The 17,441-nt window shown below is 70.9% G+C and carries 13 protein-coding genes; 9 read left to right on the top strand and 4 right to left on the bottom strand.

Translation table 11 applies throughout. The features are described 5' to 3' along the window. Positions 1 to 1,719 precede the first annotated feature (1,719 nt). Together ACIBKX_RS28095 and ACIBKX_RS28100 are read left to right on the top strand one after the other, a co-directional pair. Complete coding sequence (locus ACIBKX_RS28095) at positions 1,720 to 3,585, top strand: glycosyltransferase family 2 protein (RefSeq protein ID WP_399376319.1); 1,866 nt, start codon at positions 1,720 to 1,722, stop codon at positions 3,583 to 3,585. Positions 3,586 to 3,588: 3 nt separating this feature from the next. Continuing rightward, a complete protein-coding gene (locus ACIBKX_RS28100) occupies positions 3,589 to 5,556 on the top strand; it encodes a kelch motif-containing protein (RefSeq protein WP_363275536.1) in 1,968 nt (655 codons plus the stop codon). A 15-nt stretch (positions 5,557 to 5,571) separates the two neighbouring features. Here the strand turns inward: ACIBKX_RS28100 and ACIBKX_RS28105 are convergent, their stop codons facing one another. Continuing rightward, positions 5,572 to 6,597: a glycoside hydrolase family 6 protein gene (locus tag ACIBKX_RS28105; protein ID WP_363275537.1), complete on the bottom strand. Its 1,026-nt coding sequence runs from the start codon at positions 6,595 to 6,597 to the stop codon at positions 5,572 to 5,574. Positions 6,598 to 6,748: 151 nt separating this feature from the next. Next, entirely contained in the window at positions 6,749 to 7,729 is a 981-nt protein-coding gene (locus ACIBKX_RS28110) for a DUF5937 family protein (protein ID WP_363275539.1), read from the bottom strand. Positions 7,730 to 7,810: 81 nt separating this feature from the next. Here ACIBKX_RS28110 and ACIBKX_RS28115 point away from each other — a divergent pair, with 81 nt between their 5' ends. From ACIBKX_RS28115 to ACIBKX_RS28135, 5 genes are all read left to right on the top strand, one after another. After that, a complete protein-coding gene (locus ACIBKX_RS28115; RefSeq protein WP_363275541.1) occupies positions 7,811 to 9,094 on the top strand; it encodes an MFS transporter in 1,284 nt (427 codons plus the stop codon). A gap of 10 nt (positions 9,095 to 9,104) precedes the next feature. Next, positions 9,105 to 9,614 carry a MarR family transcriptional regulator gene (locus ACIBKX_RS28120; protein WP_363275543.1) on the top strand — a complete coding sequence of 170 codons (510 nt, stop codon included), beginning with the start codon at positions 9,105 to 9,107 and terminating at the stop codon, positions 9,612 to 9,614. Positions 9,615 to 9,682: 68 nt separating this feature from the next. Continuing rightward, the gene (locus ACIBKX_RS28125; protein ID WP_363275544.1) at positions 9,683 to 10,015 is read left to right on the top strand and encodes a DUF3817 domain-containing protein; all 333 of its coding nucleotides are present in this window, start codon (positions 9,683 to 9,685) and stop codon (positions 10,013 to 10,015) included. An 85-nt stretch (positions 10,016 to 10,100) separates the two neighbouring features. Further along, complete coding sequence (locus ACIBKX_RS28130; protein ID WP_363275546.1) at positions 10,101 to 11,801, top strand: methylmalonyl-CoA mutase family protein; 1,701 nt, start codon at positions 10,101 to 10,103, stop codon at positions 11,799 to 11,801. Between the two features lie 172 nt (positions 11,802 to 11,973). Then, a complete protein-coding gene (locus ACIBKX_RS28135; protein WP_363275547.1) occupies positions 11,974 to 13,071 on the top strand; it encodes an alpha/beta hydrolase in 1,098 nt (365 codons plus the stop codon). Here ACIBKX_RS28135 and ACIBKX_RS28140 read toward each other — a convergent pair. Further along, positions 13,068 to 14,465: a HAMP domain-containing sensor histidine kinase gene (locus ACIBKX_RS28140; protein ID WP_363275548.1), complete on the bottom strand. Its 1,398-nt coding sequence runs from the start codon at positions 14,463 to 14,465 to the stop codon at positions 13,068 to 13,070. The two genes, ACIBKX_RS28135 and ACIBKX_RS28140, sit on opposite strands and share 4 nt — an antisense overlap. Next, positions 14,462 to 15,166 carry a response regulator transcription factor gene (locus ACIBKX_RS28145; protein WP_363275549.1) on the bottom strand — a complete coding sequence of 235 codons (705 nt, stop codon included), beginning with the start codon at positions 15,164 to 15,166 and terminating at the stop codon, positions 14,462 to 14,464. The genes ACIBKX_RS28140 and ACIBKX_RS28145 overlap by 4 nt, the downstream gene beginning before the upstream one ends. Before the next feature lie 114 nt (positions 15,167 to 15,280). Between ACIBKX_RS28145 and murG the strand changes: the two genes are divergently transcribed. Further along, positions 15,281 to 16,438, top strand: a complete 1,158-nt coding sequence (gene murG / locus ACIBKX_RS28150; RefSeq protein WP_363275551.1) for an undecaprenyldiphospho-muramoylpentapeptide beta-N-acetylglucosaminyltransferase — start codon at positions 15,281 to 15,283, stop codon at positions 16,436 to 16,438. Further along, positions 16,435 to 17,436, top strand: a complete 1,002-nt coding sequence (locus tag ACIBKX_RS28155; protein ID WP_363275552.1) for a GDP-mannose 4,6-dehydratase — start codon at positions 16,435 to 16,437, stop codon at positions 17,434 to 17,436. The genes murG and ACIBKX_RS28155 overlap by 4 nt, the downstream gene beginning before the upstream one ends. The last annotated feature ends 5 nt before the right edge of the window (positions 17,437 to 17,441 follow it).

Below are 17,441 nucleotides of genomic sequence, written 5' to 3' on the forward strand. Positions count from 1 at the left end.
CCTCCACCGCAGAGACCTTCTTGACCGGGCGGCCAGGGGAGGGGACTCACGGGAGGGACCGGCAGGCGGTTCGGTCTTCATGCCGGGTGCGGACTAGTTCGGAGCGGCTCGGTCAGGCGGGGAGGGGCCGCCCGACAGGCCGGCTCCGCCCCGGTGGCAGGGTCAGGCCGTCGCGCCGTCTGCGGACTGGTTCGGTGCAGCTCGGCCACGCGGTGAGGCTGGGTCTGACGGGCGTCCGACCGACCTTGGGTCGGGTGGTGGCGATGAAGGGGAGGGGGTTGGGGCGTGTGTGACTGGGGTGGTCACGCTGTCTTCCCGGGCCGCTCCCCTCGCTCTTCCATATAGGGCATTTGGGGTGTGGGGAGGGGGTGTTGGGGGTGGGATCCGGGAAAGTCCCACGGATAGGCCCCATTTGCGGCGTGTCGCTGGGACTTTCCTGCGGTGCCCCTTCGGCGGGTCCGTCGCCCCTCGCTGGCCAACTCCCATGTGTCCCTCAGGAGTCCCGCCCGCCCTCCGGCGGTCGACGGGCACCCTTGCCGCGTGCCGACCTGCACCTTCGCCGAGTGGCGAGCTGTGCCGGACCAGTCCGCAGACGGCGAGACCGCCCGGCCCATGCCCCGGAGCTGAGCCGGTCTGTCGGGCCGTGCCTCATCACGTGACCGAGCTGCACCGAACCAGTCCGCAGACGGCACGACGACCCGGCACCGCCACCGGGGCGGAGCCGGCCTGTCGGGTCCCGCCCTTCTGTGTGACCGAGACTGAAACGAACCAGTCCGCACCCGGCATGAAGACCGGGCACCGGACCGGTCCCTCCCGTGAGTCCCCTCCCCTGGCCGCCCGGTCAAAAGGGTCACTGCGGTGGAGGTGGGCCTGTCAAGGGTGGAGCGCAAGCGGAATCGGCGAAGCCGACGCGTAGCGCAGCGAAGCGCCCTTTACAGGGGCGCCGGAACCGCCACACTCCGCAGAAGCCGGGCGGCCCCGGCCACCATCGAAGGCACCGGGCGACTCAAAGCAGCCGCCCCTACCCCGGCCCTTGCTGCGTGCCTGATCCGGCATGAGGGCTGTGCCCACCCGTTCCGCCCTGCGGAACGCCTGCCCACAGCAAGGGGGCGGGCGGCTCCGGGGGCTGCCTGCCCACAGCCAGGGGGCATCAGATGGGAGGGGGAGAGGGAGGGTGGAGGCTTGGCTGCTCGCGGCGAGGCAGCGGCGAGGCAGCGGCGAGGCAGTGGCGGGCGGGGGAGGTGGGGTCTGTCTGCTCACGGCGGCGCGGCCATGGGCGGGGGCAGTGGCGGCACCGCACAAACCGCACCCTCTCCGCCTCAAGATCCCGCACCACCGCCCCGAAGGCCCTGCACCTCTCCGCCTCAAGGTCCCGTACCTCAGCGCCCCGTAGGCCCTGCACCTCCCCGCCTCAAGGCCCCGCACCACCGCCCCGAAGGCCCCGCACCTCCCCGCCTCAAGACCCCGCCCCCCCCGCCACCGAAAATCCCGCACCCCCCGCCACCGAAAACCCCGCACCCCCCACCGCCGAAGATCCCGCACCCCCCGCCGCCGAAACCCCCGCACCTTCCCCGCTCCCCCCAAGCCCCCGCACCCCCGCCCCCAAGACCCCTCACCCCGCAACCCCAGCAAAACCCCGTCCCGTAAAACCCCTCGCACGGACGTATCCGGTTCGACACGCCGGGGAAACTCACCTTTTGTGTGGGTATCAGCACATTCGTGGCTGACCTGGATCATCAGAACCAGAACCTGGAGGGCGCTGTGCGGCAGCCGGAGGGCTACGAATACGACACCCACAGCACGCTCGCCGGTCCGCTCACCGAGCCGGCCGCCGACGGCAGCTATCGGGTGCAGTACACCAAGCTCCTCTCCCGTGAGCCGCACCGAATACGAGCCGTCCTGCTGATGACGCTCGCCCCCGTCCTCACCGGCCTGCTCCTCGTCTACCTGGTCTGGCCGACGCACTGGACGGAACGCGAGGGCGGCGACCGCTGGCTCATCGGCCTCGACATCACGATGCTCGTGGCGATCGGCCTCATCGAGCTGTTCATGCTCGTCAATGTCATATCGATCGCCCACGCGACGATGGTGGCTAGGGACCCGGTACCCGTCACCCCCGAGCCCGGCACCCGGGTCGCCTTCCTCACGACGTACGTACCGGGCAAGGAACCCCTCAGCATGGTCCGCGCCACCCTCGAAGGGGCGGTCCGGATACGTCACACGGGGCCGCTCGACGTCTGGCTCCTCGACGAGGGCGACGACGAAGACGCCAAGGCGCTCTGCACGGAGCTCGGCGTCCGGCACTTCACCCGCAACGGAGTGCCCGAGTGGAACCGCGACAAGGGCGTCCACAAGGCCCGCACCAAGCACGGCAACTACAACGCCTGGCTCGCGATGCACGGCGGGGACTACGACTTCTTCGCCTCCGTCGACACCGATCATGTTCCGCTGCCCAACTTCCTGGAAAGGATGATGGGTTATTTTCGGGATCCGGATGTCGCCTTCGTCGTCGGGCCGCAGGTCTACGGGAACTACGACACCCCCGTCACCAAAGCCGCCGAGTCCCAGCAATTCCTCTTCCACGCCCTGATCCAGCGCGCCGGCAACCGCTACCGCGCCCCCATGTTCGTCGGCACCAACAACGTCGTACGCATCCAGGCGCTCCGCCAGATCGGCGGCCTGTACGACTCGATCACCGAGGACATGGCCACCGGCTTTGAGCTGCATCGGCACAAGAACCCGGTCACGCGTCACCACTGGCGGTCCGTCTACACGCCCGACGTGCTCGCCGTCGGTGAAGGGCCCGCCTCCTGGACGGACTTCTTCACCCAGCAGATGCGCTGGTCGCGCGGGACGTACGAGACGCTGTTCAAGCAGTACTGGAAGGCACCGTTCACGATGCCGCCCGGCCGGCTCTTCTCGTACACGATGATGCTCGTCTACTACCCGATGACGGCCGTCAACTGGCTCCTCGGTGTGCTGAGTTGCGTGCTGTTCCTCTGGTTCGGGGCCAGCGGTACCCAGGTCGCCGCATCCGTCTGGCTGATGCTCTACAGCGACGCGGCCGCGCTCCAGATCGGTCTGTATCTCTGGAACCGGCGGCACAACGTCTCGCCGCACGAACCCGAGGGCTCCGGAGGACTCGCCGGCATGGCGATGTCCGCGCTCTCCGCGCCCATCTACGCCAAGTCCCTCGGCGCCGCCCTCCTGCGCCGCCCCAGCCGCTTCGTCGTCACCCCCAAGGGCGGCGACGCCAGCCCGGACCGGGTGCTCACCTTCCGTATCCATCTCTTCTGGGCGGCGGTGCTCGCCAGTTCCCTGGTCGCCTCGTTCGTGCTCGGTCATACCCATGTGGCCATGCGGACCTGGGCCGTACTGGCGATGGTCATCTCGCTCGCCCCGGTCGCGATCTGGAGCTACACGCTGTTCGGCGAGCGCAAGGACCGCAAGGTCCGCAAGGAGGCCCGGCAGAAGGCGCGGCGGCTCGGCCGGGAGGACGCCGAAGGCCTCGCGGGCGGCGCCAACGGCGCGGACGGCGACCCGGAGCCGGCGTTCGCCACCGGTACGACGACAGGAGGGAACTGACCCATGGCCTACCGGCCCTCGAAGCGGACGAAGAAGACGCTCCTCGGCGTCGGCGCGGGCGCGCTGCTCGTCGGACTCAACGCCCCCGCGGCGGTCTCCTTCGCCGAGGAGAAGTACTACGAGTACAAGATCGCCCAGCCCGGTTACAAGGCGAAGTACGGCTCCTGGAAGCAGATCGGCATCCCCGAGGAGTACCGCACCAACGCCATCCACGCCGCGCTCCTGCACACCGGCAAGGTCCTGATCGTCGCGGGCTCGGGGAACGAGCAGAAGAAGTTCGACGCCGGGTCGTTCGACACGATCCTCTGGGATCCGAAGACGGACACCTTCAAGAAGATCGCCACCCCGGAGGACTTCTTCTGCTCCGGGCATGCCCAACTCCCCGACGGGCGGCTGTTGGTGGCCGGTGGCACGGCGCGCTACGAGCTTCTCGACGGCGAGATCGACCGGGCCGGCGGCGGCATGCGGGTCAAGAACGAGAACCCCGACAAGCCGCTCACCCTGAAGAAGGGCACCCGGTTCCGCTCGCCCTCCGGCGTCGAGTACGTGAGCAGGTTCGACGTCAAGGTCCCGCCCGCCGAGCGGGACTTCGAGATCACGTACTCCAAGTCCGGTGTGATGCAGCCCTGGAAGACGAAGGTCAAGGCCAGCGAGGCACGCGTCTTCGTGGAGGCCGTCAAGGCGGGCAAGCTGTCCGTCGCCGAGAAGTCCGCGCAGTACGAGATCGAGGGGCTCACCGGCAAGGACGCGGACAACGCCTACGGGATCGCCGAGAAGATCACCATGGACAAGCAGGACTTCCAGGGGATCAAGGCGGCCTACGAGTTCGACCCGAAGGCCGAGAAGTACCTCCCCGTCGAGCCGATGGAGAAGGCCCGCTGGTACCCCACGCTCGTCGGTCTTGATGACGGGAAGGTGCTCGCGGTCTCCGGGCTCGACGACGTCGGCATGATCGATCCGGGCGACAACGAGATCTACGACCCGAAGACCAAGAAGTGGACCGACGGCCCCAAGCGCTACTTCCCGACCTACCCCGCGCTCTTCCTCACCAAGGGCGGCAAGCTCTTCTACCCGGCCTCGAACGCGGGCTACGGCCCCGCCGACAAGGGCCGTGACCCGGGTCTTTGGGATCTGAAGACGAACAAGTTCCAGAAGATCCCGGGCCTGACCGACCTCGACCAGACCGAGACCTCCGCCTCTGTCCTGCTGCCCCCGGCGCAGGACCAGAAGGTGATGATCCTCGGCGGCGGAGGCGTCGGCGAGTCCGAGAAGGCGACCCGGCGCACCGCCGTCGTCGACCTCAAGAAGGACAGCCCCGTCTTCAAGACCGGGCCCCAACTCCCGCAGGGCACCCGCTACTTGAACAGCGTGATCATGCCGGACGACTCGGTGTTCACGTCCAACGGCTCCACGGACTACCGGGGGCGCGGCGCCAGCAACATCCTCAAGGCGCAGTTCTACGACCCCAAGACCAACGCCTTCCGCGAGGCGGCGTCACCCAAGGTGGGCCGCAACTACCACTCCGAGGCGCTGCTGCTTCCCGACGGGCGCGTCGTCACCTTCGGCTCCGACCCGCTCTTCGACAACCAGGAGAACACCAAGCTCGGCCACTTCGAGCAGCGCATGGAGGTCTTCACGCCGCCCACCCTGCACAAGGCGGGCAAGGACCGCCCCGTGCTCGGCGACGGCCCGGAGCTGCTCGCCGCCAACGGCCGCGCGACGTTCCGTACCGACGACGCCGCGAAGATCACCTCGGCCCGGCTGATGCGGCCCAGCGCGGTGACCCACACGACGGACGTCGAGCAGCGGTCGATCGCCCTGGGTCTCACCAAGGGCAAGGGGTCCGTGACGGTGGACATCCCCAGGGGCGACACCGCCCTTGTGCCGCCGGGCTGGTACATGCTCTTCGTGACGGACGCGAACGGCACGTCGTCCGAGGCGAAGTGGATCCATGTGAAGCAGCCCGCATAGGGCGCGGTGGCTCGGTCAGGCGGCCTTCGCGTTGCGCGCGAGACCCAGCGCGTAGTCCGGCCACCACTGGCCCGCCGCCGGGCCGCCCCGGCACGGTCCGTCCGAGTCGCCGGGCCGCTTGATCCACAGCACGGCGTCGAGCAGGGCGTCGCCCGTCTTGTCCGTGGGCGGCGTGCCGAGGCCGCGCCCCGGCGGATTGCACCAGGCGTCCGCGCGGTCGCCCGCCAGCGGCCCCTTGCCGTTGCGGCTGGTGTCCATCACGAAGTGCTTGCCGCCGACGACCCCCGAGAGGCTGCGGCCGTACGCCTTGATCGTGTCGTCGCTCTGGAAGTTGGAGACGTTCAGCGAGAAGCCGTCGGCCCGCGCGATCCCGGCCTGCGTGAGCGGTTCGGCGAGCTTGCCCGACTGGGCGATCCAGCCGGGGTTGCCCGCGTCCAGATAGACCTTGACGTTCGGCTGCCGCTTCAGCCGCTCGATCGCCTCGGAGAGCAGCTGGTAACGGTCGGCGTGGTACTCGGCGGGCGTGCAGCCGTCCACGATGTGCGGGATCGCGTCCGGCTCCAGGACGACCAGCGCCCGGCTGCCGCCGATGGTCCCCGCGAACCGGTCGATCCACTGCCGGTAGAACTCCGAGCTGTGCGCGCCGCCCGCCGAGTGCTGGCCGCAGTCGCGGTGCGGGATGTTGTACGCGACGAGCACGGCGGTGCGGCCGGCCTGCGCGGCGCCGTCCGTGGCGGCCTTGATGTCGGGGGCCGGGTCGTCGCCCGCGGGCCAGACCGCCATCGGCTGCTCGGAGATCCGCTTGAGCGCGTCGGCGTCCTGGGTGCGGCCCTCCTGCTCCCACTGCCTGACCTGTCGGGCGGCGGCGCTCTCCGGGTCGACCCAGAAGGCGCTCTCGGCGGCCCGCCCCTCGGCGGGGGAGGACGCGGCCGGCTTCTCCTTGCCGGAACCGGAGCCGGACCCCGAGCCGGACGAGCAGCCCGTGAGGCCGAGGGCCGCGAGGGCCGTGAATGCCGTGAACGTACGGAGCAGCCGGTGCATCCAGACCCCTTGGGCGACGGTGACGACACGGCAATCGTTACATGTCCGTGCAATTCACCCTGGTTACGACACCGAACGCGCGCCCAAGGGACCGGACGCGGGCCCAGGAAGCGGACGCGGGCCCAAAGAACCGGACCCGCCCCCGGCAGGTTCAGCCGCCGCTCACCAGCGCCATGCCGAGCGGAGTCCGCTCGTACAGGACCTGATGCCCGTACCGCCGCGAGACCAGAAGTCCCGCGTCGCGCAACGTGCCCAGGTGCACGGAGACCGAGGACGGGGCGAGGTCCAGGCGCCGGGCGAGGGCCGAGGTGGTGGCCGGTTCGGTGAGCGCGGCCAGCACCGCCGCCCGGCCCCGCCCGAGCAGCCGTACCAGCGCCTGCGAGGTCCGTTCCGTGGGCTCGGCCCACAGACCGCCGATGCCGCGCGCCGGGTACGCGATGGTCGGCTGCCAGGGCGGGTCGTGGCCGCCGACCACGTCGGGCCAGGTGAAGACGGACGGCATCAGGACCAGGCCCGCGCCCCGCAGATCGCGCACGTGCTCGCCGTTCCAGTCCACGGCGAGCGTCCCCGCGTCCCAGCTGAGCCGCGGGTCCAGCTCGCCCAGGAGCCCGCCGAGTCCGACCTCGGCGAGGCGCCGGGAATGGAAGGCCACATCGGCCTCCAGGAGCGTGCGCAGGCGCGGCCACTCCGGCTCGACCAGCGTGCGCCAGGCGGCCTCCATGGCATCCGACAACTCCCGCACGGCACGCGCCGGATCGGCGACCAGCGCCCGGCCCAGCTCCGTGTCCGCCGCGCCGGGCGTGCAGACCAGGGCGCGCTCGATGTCGTCCCGCGCCGCCTCCGGGTCCGTCGCCCGCACCGCCGCGATCTCCTCGTCGAAGGTGGCGGCCGGACCGATCGGCGGCGGCCCCAGGAAGTCGGGGGAGTGCCCGCGGCGCGGCATCAGGAGCCACACCGACGCGAGGTCGAGCCGGGCACCCGCCTCCCGGATCCGCCGCAGCCAGCCCGCGTGATAGCCGTGCCGCTCCGGTCGCTTGAGCGTGCGTACGGCCTCCTGCGTCTCCCACAGCGGCGAGATCGCGAACCGGCAGCGCAGCAGGTCGTCCTGCCCGAAATGCAGGTGATACGGCACCCCCGCAGGCCCCCTCCCCACAAGATTCGCCCGGAACCGAAACTCTAGGGCGAGCGGCACGCGCGCGTGCAGGGTGCGGACATGCCCGAAGGGAAACCCACCGGCTACGGCCGGGTCTTCGCCGTCCGCGAGTTCCGCACCGTCTTCGTCGCCCACTCCCTCTCCCTGCTCGGCGTCGTCGTCAGCGAGGTCGCGCTCACCGTCCTCGTCTACTCACTCACCGGATCACCGCTCCTGAGCGCGCTCACCTTCGCCCTCGGGATGCTCCCCTACCTCATCGGCGGGACGCTGCTCTCCGGGGTCGCCGACCGGTACCCGCCCCGCCGGGTGCTCGTGCTCTGCGACCTCCTGTGTGCCGGGTGCGCGGCCCTGATGGCGCTGCCCGCGACGCCCGTCTTCGCGCTGCTCGCGCTGCGGTGCGTCATCGCCGTCGTCTCGCCCGTCTTCAACGGGACGCGGATGGCGACCCTCACCGACATCCTCGGGGACGGCGACCTCTTCGTCCTTGGGCGTTCCCTGCTGCGGATCGTCTCGCAGAGCTCCGTACTCGTCGGCTTCGGCCTCGGCGGCGTCCTGCTGACCTTCGTCCCCGCACGCGGGGCACTGATCATCACCATCTGTACGTTCCTGGCGTCGGCGCTGCTCCTGCGGCTCGGCACGCTACGCAGGCCCGCGCGCGGCAGCGGCGGCCCCGCCCTCGTGCGGTACTCCCTCGGCGGCACGCGGCAGATCCTCGGCGACCGCCGGATCAGGGCACTGCTGCTCCTGCTCTGGGCACCCCCGATGTTCATGGTCGCCCCGGAGGCGCTCGCCGCTCCCTACGCCGACGAGATCGGAGCCGGGGTCGCGGGCGTCGGGCTGCTCATGTGCGCCCTGCCGGTCGGCACCATCGCGGGCGAGCTGTACGCGGGCTCCGCACTGTCGGCGGCCACCCGCGCCCGGATCGTCCTGCCGCTCGCCTCCGTCACCCTGCTCCCGCTCGCCGTGTACGCCGTCACGCCTGGTCTGCTCTGGGCGATGCTCGCCCTCGCGCTCGCCGGGGCCGGATCCGCGTACACCCTCGGGCTCGACCGCTGGTTCGTCGACGCCGTCCCGGAGGAGCTGCGCGGCCGGGCGATGACCGTGCACACGGCCGGGCTCATGACCATCCAGGGCGTCGGCATGGCGCTGGCCGGCCTTGCCGCGGAGTTCTTCGCGGTGAGCACGGTGGTGACGGGGGCGGGGGTCATCGGCGCGGTGTGCTGCCTGATGCTGGTGGCGGAAGTGCGGGCGACGGCCCCTCGTACCCCCGGCGAATCCCTCGCCGTACGGGAACAGGCGACCGAATTCCGAGACGGGGCTGACCAGCATATGACCGGCGGGTAAGGTCTTTGGCGTGCCGAAGCCGCTGAGCCTTCCCTTCGATCCCATCGCCCGCGCCGACGAACTCTGGAAGCAGCGCTGGGGCTCGGTCCCGGCGATGGGCGCGATCACCTCGATCATGCGCGCGCACCAGATCCTGCTCGCCGAGGTCGACGCGATCGTCAAGCCCTATGGACTGACCTTCGCGCGCTACGAGGCTCTGGTGCTGCTCACGTTCTCGCAGGCGGGCGAGTTGCCGATGTCGAAGATCGGCGAGCGTCTGATGGTGCACCCCACGTCGGTGACGAACACCGTGGACCGGCTCGTGAAGTCCGGCCTCGTCGACAAGCGCCCCAACCCGAACGACGGGCGCGGCACGCTCGCCTCCATCACGGAGAAGGGCCGCGAGGTCGTCGAGTCCGCGACGCGCGAGCTGATGGCGGCGGACTTCGGGCTCTCCGTGTACGACGCGGAGGAGTGCGCGGAGATCTTCGCGATGCTGCGGCCGCTGCGGGTGGCGGCGGAGGACTTCGAGGAGCGGTAGAAGCTTCCGTTCCGGTCGTGCCGGGGTCGCCGGAAGATCGCGCAAATCGGGCCGATACCCTCGAACGCATGAAGAAGAGCGTGCTGACCCGTTACCGGGTGATGGCCTACGTCACCGCCGTCATGTTGCTCGTCCTGTGCACCTGCATGGTGTTCAAGTACGGCTTCGACAAGGGCGAGGCTCTGACGCTCGCCGTCTCCCAGGTGCACGGCGTCCTCTACATCATCTACCTGATCTTCGCCTTCGACCTGGGTTCCAAGGCGAAGTGGCCGTTCGGCAGGCTGCTCTGGGTGCTGCTCTCGGGCACCATCCCCACCGCCGCCTTCTTCGTCGAGCGCAAGGTCGCCCGCGACGTCGAGCCGCTGATCGTCGACGCCGCGCCCGCCGCCGCGAAGGCGTAACCGGACACTCCGGAGAGCCGCCACGGACAGGTCCGTGGCGGTGAACCATCGACTTTTACTAGGACGTCCTAGTAAATTCGAGGGTATGGACGCTGACGCCATCGAGGAAGGCCGCCGTCGCTGGCAGGCCCGGTACGACACCGCGAAGAAGCGCGACGCGGATTTCACCACGCTCTCCGGAGACCCGGTCGAGCCGGTCTACGGGCCACGGCCCGGGGACGCCTATGACGGGTTCGAGCGCATCGGATGGCCCGGCGAATACCCCTTCACCCGCGGACTCCACGCCACCGGCTACCGCGGCCGCACCTGGACCATCCGCCAGTTCGCCGGCTTCGGCAACGCCGAGCAGACCAACGAGCGCTACAAGATGATCCTGGAGGCCGGCGGCGGCGGCCTCTCCGTGGCCTTCGACATGCCGACCCTGATGGGCCGCGACTCCGACGACGCGCACTCCCTCGGCGAGGTCGGGCACTGCGGCGTCGCCATCGACTCCGCCGCCGACATGGAGGTCCTCTTCAAGGACATCCCGCTCGGTGACGTCACGACGTCGATGACGATCTCCGGACCCGCCGTCCCCGTCTTCTGCATGTACCTCGTCGCCGCCGAGCGGCAGGGCGTCGACCCCGGCATCCTGAACGGCACGCTCCAGACGGACATCTTCAAGGAGTACATCGCCCAGAAGGAGTGGCTCTTCCAGCCCGAGCCGCATCTGCGCCTCATCGGCGACCTGATGGAGCACTGCGCGCGCGACATCCCCGCGTACAAGCCGCTCTCGGTCTCCGGCTACCACATCCGCGAGGCCGGGGCGACGGCCGCGCAGGAGCTGGCGTACACCCTCGCGGACGGCTTCGGGTACGTCGAACTGGGCCTCTCCCGCGGCCTGGACGTCGACGTCTTCGCGCCCGGACTCAGCTTCTTCTTCGACGCGCACCTGGACTTCTTCGAGGAGATCGCCAAGTTCCGCGCGGCCCGCAGGATCTGGGCCCGCTGGATGCGGGACGTGTACGGCGCGAAGACCGACAAGGCGCAGTGGCTGCGCTTCCACACGCAGACGGCCGGTGTCTCCCTCACCGCGCAGCAGCCGTACAACAACGTCGTACGTACGGCTGTCGAGGCGCTCTCGGCGGTCCTCGGCGGCACCAACTCCCTGCACACCAACGCCCTCGACGAGACCCTCGCCCTGCCGAGCAAGCAGGCCGCGGAGATCGCGCTGCGCACACAGCAGGTGCTCATGGAGGAGACCGGCGTCGCCAACGTGGCGGACCCGCTGGGCGGTTCCTGGTACGTCGAGCAGCTGACCGACCGCATCGAGGCCGACGCGGAGAAGATCTTCGAGCAGATCAAGGAGCGGGGGCGTCGGGCGCATCCCGACGGGCAGCATCCGATCGGGCCCATCACGTCAGGCATTCTGCGGGGCATCGAGGACGGCTGGTTCACCGGCGAGATCGCCGAGTCCGCCTTCCAGTACCAGCAGTCCCTGGAGAAGGGGGACAAGCGGGTCGTCGGCGTCAACGTCCACCATGGTTCCGTCACCGGGGACCTGGAGATTCTCCGGGTCAGCCATGAGGTCGAGCGGGAGCAGGTGAAGGTGCTGGGGGCCCGGCGGGAGGCTCGGGACGACGCGGCGGTGCGTGCCTCGCTGGAGCGGATGCTGGTTGCCGCGCGGGACGGGTCGAACATGATCGGGCCCATGCTGGAGGCCGTGCGGGCCGAGGCGACCCTGGGTGAGATCTGTGATGCGCTGCGGGATGAGTGGGGGACTTATACCGAGCCGCCCGGGTTCTAGTCCGGGATCTTGAGGTGTGTGGGGATCTGCGGGCCTGTTGTGGCTGGTCGCGCAGTTCCCCGCGCCCCTGACGGGGCGCACTCCGCGGGTCTCGTTGAAGTGATTGGTGTGGCTGGCACCTAGTTGGGTAGGCGCGGCGAGCGTCCGTCCGTCCTGCCCCTGGAGTCACCCTGTGTCACCCGTGAGCCTGCCCGGCCCCACCCGCACCGCCGCGATCGCCATCGGAGCCGCGACGTTCACTCTTCTCGGTGCGCTGACGGTGTACGGCTCCGGCGAGGTGAGCGCCAGTCCGCCCGCCGAGCCCAAGGTGCAGGACGCCTTTGACTCGCTCGGGCCCGAGGTGCACGCGGCGAAGCTCTCCAACGGGCGGACGGCGCACTACTCCGACTCCGGGAACAAGAAGGGCAAGCCCGTCCTCTTCATCGGCGGCACCGGCACCAGCGCGCGGGCCGCGCACATGACGGATTTCTTCCGTACGACCCGTGAAGACCTCGGCCTGCGCCTCATCTCCGTGGAGCGCAACGGCTTCGGCGACACCGAGTTCGACAAGAAGCTCGGCAAGGCCGACTACGCCGCCGATGCCCTTGAGGTACTCGACCAGCTCGGCGTCGACGACGTCAGCGTCATCGCCATATCCGGCGGCGGTCCCTACGCCGCCGAGCTCGCCGCCCGCGCGCCCGAGCGGATCTCGAAGCTCCACCTCGCCGCCGCCCTGCCGCCCTACGGCACGAAGCCCGCGTACTGCGCCATGTCCGACGACGCGCTCGCCGACGCCGTGCGGGACTCCATCAAGGACCCGCGCAAGTGGTGGGCCTTCCCCGACGACAGCCCCGTGAAGTCGATCCCCGGCTTCGCCGACACGGCGTACGAAGAGGGCGCGCGGACCTACAACCAGCGGGGCCAGCAGGCCGACCCCGCGCCGCAGGTGCACGAGCAGAAGCTGTACTGCGGACGCCCCGGCCCCGACCTCTCGAAGCTCGACGCCCCGGTCTACCTCTACGGCGGCAAGAAGGACACGACCGTGCCGCCCGCGACCCTGAAGACCTGGCAGGACGAGCTGCCGGGCAAGGAGAGGGTGCGCACGTACGCCGACTCGGGCCACGACGTGCAGTACCGGCACTGGGACCAGATCCTCGTCGACCTCGCCGGGCACGGGGACCGCACGGTCATCTGCCGCGGCAAGCACACGAAGGTGCCGGACGCGCGGGAAGCCGACCGGCTCGTCGCGGCGGGCAAGGCCACCCTCGGCAGCTGCGCCTGGAAGAACTAGCCGGCCGGAGCGCCGGGCAGCGTCAGTCTGAACAGGGCGCCGCCGCCCGGCGCCCGCTGCGCCGTCAGTTCCGCCCCGTGCGCGTGGGCGATCTGGCGGGCCATCGCGAGGCCCAGGCCCGAGCCCGGCAGGGCCCGGGCCTTCTCCGCGCGGTAGAAGCGGTCGAAGACGTACGGGAGGTCCTCCTCCGCGATGCCGGGGCCGTGGTCGCGGACCGTCAGGGCGGTGGGGGTCAGCGACACCTCCACCGGCGTGCCCGGCGGGCTGAACTTGGCGGCGTTGTCGAGGAGGTTGGTCAGCAGACGGGACAGCCGGGCCGGGACTCCCGGGATGCTCGACTCGGCTGCGTCCGGGGTCATGTGGAGGGTGAACGGAACCTGCGGCCAGTGGCCGCGCGCCGCGTCCACCCCGTGCGCGACCAGCGGGGCGAGCCGTACCTCCTCCAGGAGCGGCTGCGGCTCCTCTTCGCGGGCCAGCTCGATCAAGTCGTTGACCATGCCGGTGACTTCGCGCAGCTGCCGGGAGAGCGCACCAGACGCCCGGTCGCGCTGAGCCTCCGTCAGGCGGTCGGCGCGGGCGAGGAGTTCGGCGTTGGTGCGGAGCGCCGTCAGCGGCGTACGCAGCTCGTGCGAGGCGTCGGCGACGAGTCTGCGGCGTGCGGTGACCGACTCCTCCAGCTCGGCCAGCATGGTGTTGAACGTGGTCGCGAGCCGCGTCACCTCGTCCTCGCGGCCCGGCGGCCCCGGCGGCAGCTCGATGCGGTGCCGGGCGTCGCGGGTGGCGGCGATCCGTTCCGCCGTGGCCGTCAGGCGGGCCACCGGGGCGAGGCCGGTGCGCGAGACCCAGTAGCCGCCGAGCCCGGACAGCAGGATGCCGACGCCGCCCACCGCCGAGAGCAGATACGCCGTCTGCCGCACCCCGCGCTCGGCGATGTCGGCCCGCAGCGCGACCTGGACCGCCTCGCCCTTGCGATAGGTGGTGGTGAGCATCCGGCCCGGCTTCCCGTTGGGGAGCGTGAAGTTCGCGTAGTACGGGCGGTGTTGACCGCCCGCGACCTGCCGGGTCGTGGTGGAGACCGGGAGCAGATACGGCCGGGACGGGTCGTCGTCCGCGTCAGCCGGGACGATCTGCGAGCAGGCGGGCGCGCCCAGATAGCGGCACTCGCCCGTCACCACGCCCGGCTCGTCGTCGTGCCGCTGCTGGGCGATGAGCGTCGCCGACTGGGCGAGGTTCTGGTCGAGCTGCTGGTACAGCTTGTAGCGGATGACCAGGAACGCGGCCACGCACACCCCGACCGCGACGAGCGCGACCGCCGCCGCGGCGGCCACCGCGAGCCGGGTGCGCAGCGGATGGCGGCGGCGCCACCGGGCGCCGAGTCTGCGGCGGGCGCTCATGGGCTGCCGAGCCGGTAGCCGACGCCGTGCACGGTGTGCACCAGACGGGATTCGCCCGCCGACTCCAGCTTGCGGCGCAGATAACCGACGTACACGGCAAGGGAGTTGGAGTCCGGGCCGAAGTCGCGGCCCCATACCGACTCCTGGATCAGTTCGCGGGGCAGTACCTGGCCCGCGTTGCGCAGGAACAGTTCCAGGAGGGCGGCCTCGGTGCGGCTGAACTCGATGGGGCGGTGGCCGCGGTGACCGGTGCGGGTGGTGGGGTCCAGGGTGAGGTCGCCGTACGTCAGCACGCCGCCGGTGTCGTCGGGGGCGCGGTCGGGGGCGGCGCGGCGGAGCAGGGCCCTGACGCGGGCCACCAGTTCGTCCAGGGCGAAGGGCTTGACCAGGTAGTCGTCCGCGCCGGCGTCCAGGCCGTCGACGCGTTCGCTGACGGAGTCCAGGGCGGTGAGGACGAGTACGGGGGTGCGGTCGCCCGCGGCGCGCAGCTGGCGGCATACGGCCAGGCCGCCGAGGACCGGCATCAGGACGTCCAGGACCACTAGGTCCGGTTCCCAGCGGGCCACCGCCGTGAGGGCGCGTTGGCCGTCGGGGGCGGTGCGGACGTGGTGGCCCTCGATCGTCAGGGCGTCCTCCACCGCTGCGCGGACTTCGGGGTCGTCGTCCACGACGAGGATCTTGGCTGCGGGGTGTGCCGTCACTCGGGGGCTGCCGCGTCTGTGGGGGATCTCATGCACCCACCGTGCCAAACCCCGCTCTTAAAACCCTCTTAGACCTGCTCGTGATGCTCCGATGCCATGCGAACACCACCCGACATGCGATCCGCGCCGCTCTCCGTCGTCATCGGTGCCGGCGGTACCGGCGGGCACATCTATCCGGGGCTCGCGCTCGCCGACGCGTTGCGGCGGGCCGTGCCGGGGGCCGTCGTCTCCTTCGTCGGCACCGAGCGCGGTCTCGAGACGCGGCTGATACCCGACGCCGGGTACCGGCTGCACACCGTCGACATGATCCCCTTCGACCCGTCCCTCGGCGCGAAGCGCTATCTGCTGCCCGCCGCCCTGGTGAAGTCCGGCGCCCAGTGCCGGGCGATCCTGCGGGCGCAGGGCGCGCAGGTGGCCGTCGGCATGGGCGGCTACCCCAGCGCGCCCGTCATCGTCGGCGCCCGGATGGCCGGACTGCCAAGCCTCATCCACGAGTCCAACGCCGTGCCCGGTCGCGCCAACCGCTTCGCCGCCCGGCTCACCCCGAACATCGCGGTCGCCTTCGACCGCAGCAAAGCGCATCTGCCGGGCGGCGAACGGGCCGTCACCACCGGGATGCCCATCGCCGCGCCGCTCGCCGCGCTCGACCGGGGCTCGCTGCGGGACGCGGCCCGGCGGGAGTTCGGGGTGCCGGACGGGGCGCGCGTGCTGCTCTTCAACGGCGGCAGCCTCGGCGCCGCCCGGCTCACCGAGGCCGCGGTGGGGCTCGCTGAGCGGTGGCGGCACCGGGACGACGTACACGTACTGATCAAGACGGGTCCCGCCGCGCTGGACGCGACGCGGCGGCGCCTCGCGGAGGCGGGCGCGGGCGGCGTCGCCCGTGCCGTGCCCTATCTCGACCGGATGGACCTCGCGTACGCCGCCGCCGATCTGGTCGTCTGCCGGGCCGGCTCGGCGACCGTCGCCGAACTGGCCGCCACCGGCGTCCCCGCCGTCCTCGTCCCCTACCCGCACGCTCCCGGCGACCACCAGACCCACAACGCGCGGGTCCTCTCCGACGCGGGCGCGGGACTGCTGCTGCCCGACGCCGAGACGACCGCCGAGCGGCTCCTGGAGCTGGTCGGGCCGCTGCTCGGCGATCCCGCACGGCTCGCCGCGATGAGCGGGGCGGCCGATCCGGGACCGCACGCCCGCGCCGCCGAACTGCTCGCCGAGCGAGTCGTCCGGCTCGCTTCCCCCACCTCCCACACCTCTCACTTGGAGTACGCATGACCGAGACGCCCTTCTCCTGGCGCGACCGCACCGTCCTCGTCACCGGCGCCGAGGGCTTCATCGGCTCGACGCTGGTCGACCTGCTGCTCGAAGCGGGGGCGAAGGTCCGCGCCTTCGTGCACTACAAGCCGTACGCGGAGAAGGGGCACCTCGCGCATCTTCTCGGTGATCCGCGGGTGGAGCTGCTCGCGGGCGACGTGCGGGATGCCGGGCGTGTGATGGACGCGGTCGTCGGCTGCGACACGGTCTTCCATCTCGCCGCGCTGATCGGCATCCCGTACTCGTACGACTCGCCGGGCGCGTACGTCCAGACGAACGTCGTCGGCACCGAGAACGTCGCGGAGGCCTGTCGGCGGCATGCCGTGCGGCGGCTCGTGCACACGTCCACGAGCGAGGTGTACGGGACCGCGCTGACGGCGCCGATCAGTGAGTCACACCCGCTTCAGCCGCAGTCCCCGTACTCCGCGTCGAAGATCGGCGCCGACATGATGGCGCTGTCGCACTGGCACGCCTTCGAGCTGCCGGTGACGGTGGTGCGGCCCTTCAACACGTACGGGCCCCGGCAGTCCGCCCGCGCGGTGATCCCCACGATCCTGGCCCAACTCCACTCCGGGGCCCGTGAGATCAAGCTGGGCTCGCTGACGCCCACCCGTGACTTCACGTACGTGACGGACACCGCTCGGGGCTTCATGGCGCTGGCGGCGTGCGACCGGGCGGTCGGCCATGCGGTGAACCTGGGGGTGGGTCAGGAGATCTCCGTCGGGGACCTGGCCGAGGCGTTGATCGCGGCGTCCGGCCGCGAGGCCTCCGTCGTGGTCGACCCCGCGCGGCTTCGGCCCTCCGGGAGCGAGGTGCTGCGGCTGCTGTCCGACAACTCCCTCGCTCGGGAGCTGTCGGGGTGGGAGCCCCGGGTGTCTCTGGCGGAGGGGCTGAAGTCGACCTCGGCCTGGGTCGCCGAGAATCTGCACCTTTTTGCCTCCGACCGGTACCAGGTCTGACGCCT

The sequence above is a fragment of the Streptomyces sp. NPDC050658 genome, from assembly GCF_044457025.1.
In the GTDB taxonomy this organism is placed as follows: domain Bacteria; phylum Actinomycetota; class Actinomycetes; order Streptomycetales; family Streptomycetaceae; genus Streptomyces.

Coding starts and splice junctions, on each gene's coding strand:
- ACIBKX_RS28100 (WP_363275536.1), top strand. CDS start 3,589: ATGGCCTACCGGCCCTCGAAGCGGACGAAGAAGACGCTCCTCGGCGTC.
- ACIBKX_RS28105 (WP_363275537.1), bottom strand. CDS start 6,597: ATGCACCGGCTGCTCCGTACGTTCACGGCATTCACGGCCCTCGCGGCC.
- ACIBKX_RS28115 (WP_363275541.1), top strand. CDS start 7,811: ATGCCCGAAGGGAAACCCACCGGCTACGGCCGGGTCTTCGCCGTCCGC.
- ACIBKX_RS28125 (WP_363275544.1), top strand. CDS start 9,683: ATGAAGAAGAGCGTGCTGACCCGTTACCGGGTGATGGCCTACGTCACC.
- ACIBKX_RS28130 (WP_363275546.1), top strand. CDS start 10,101: ATGGACGCTGACGCCATCGAGGAAGGCCGCCGTCGCTGGCAGGCCCGG.
- ACIBKX_RS28140 (WP_363275548.1), bottom strand. CDS start 14,465: ATGAGCGCCCGCCGCAGACTCGGCGCCCGGTGGCGCCGCCGCCATCCG.
- murG (WP_363275551.1), top strand. CDS start 15,281: ATGCGATCCGCGCCGCTCTCCGTCGTCATCGGTGCCGGCGGTACCGGC.
- ACIBKX_RS28155 (WP_363275552.1), top strand. CDS start 16,435: ATGACCGAGACGCCCTTCTCCTGGCGCGACCGCACCGTCCTCGTCACC.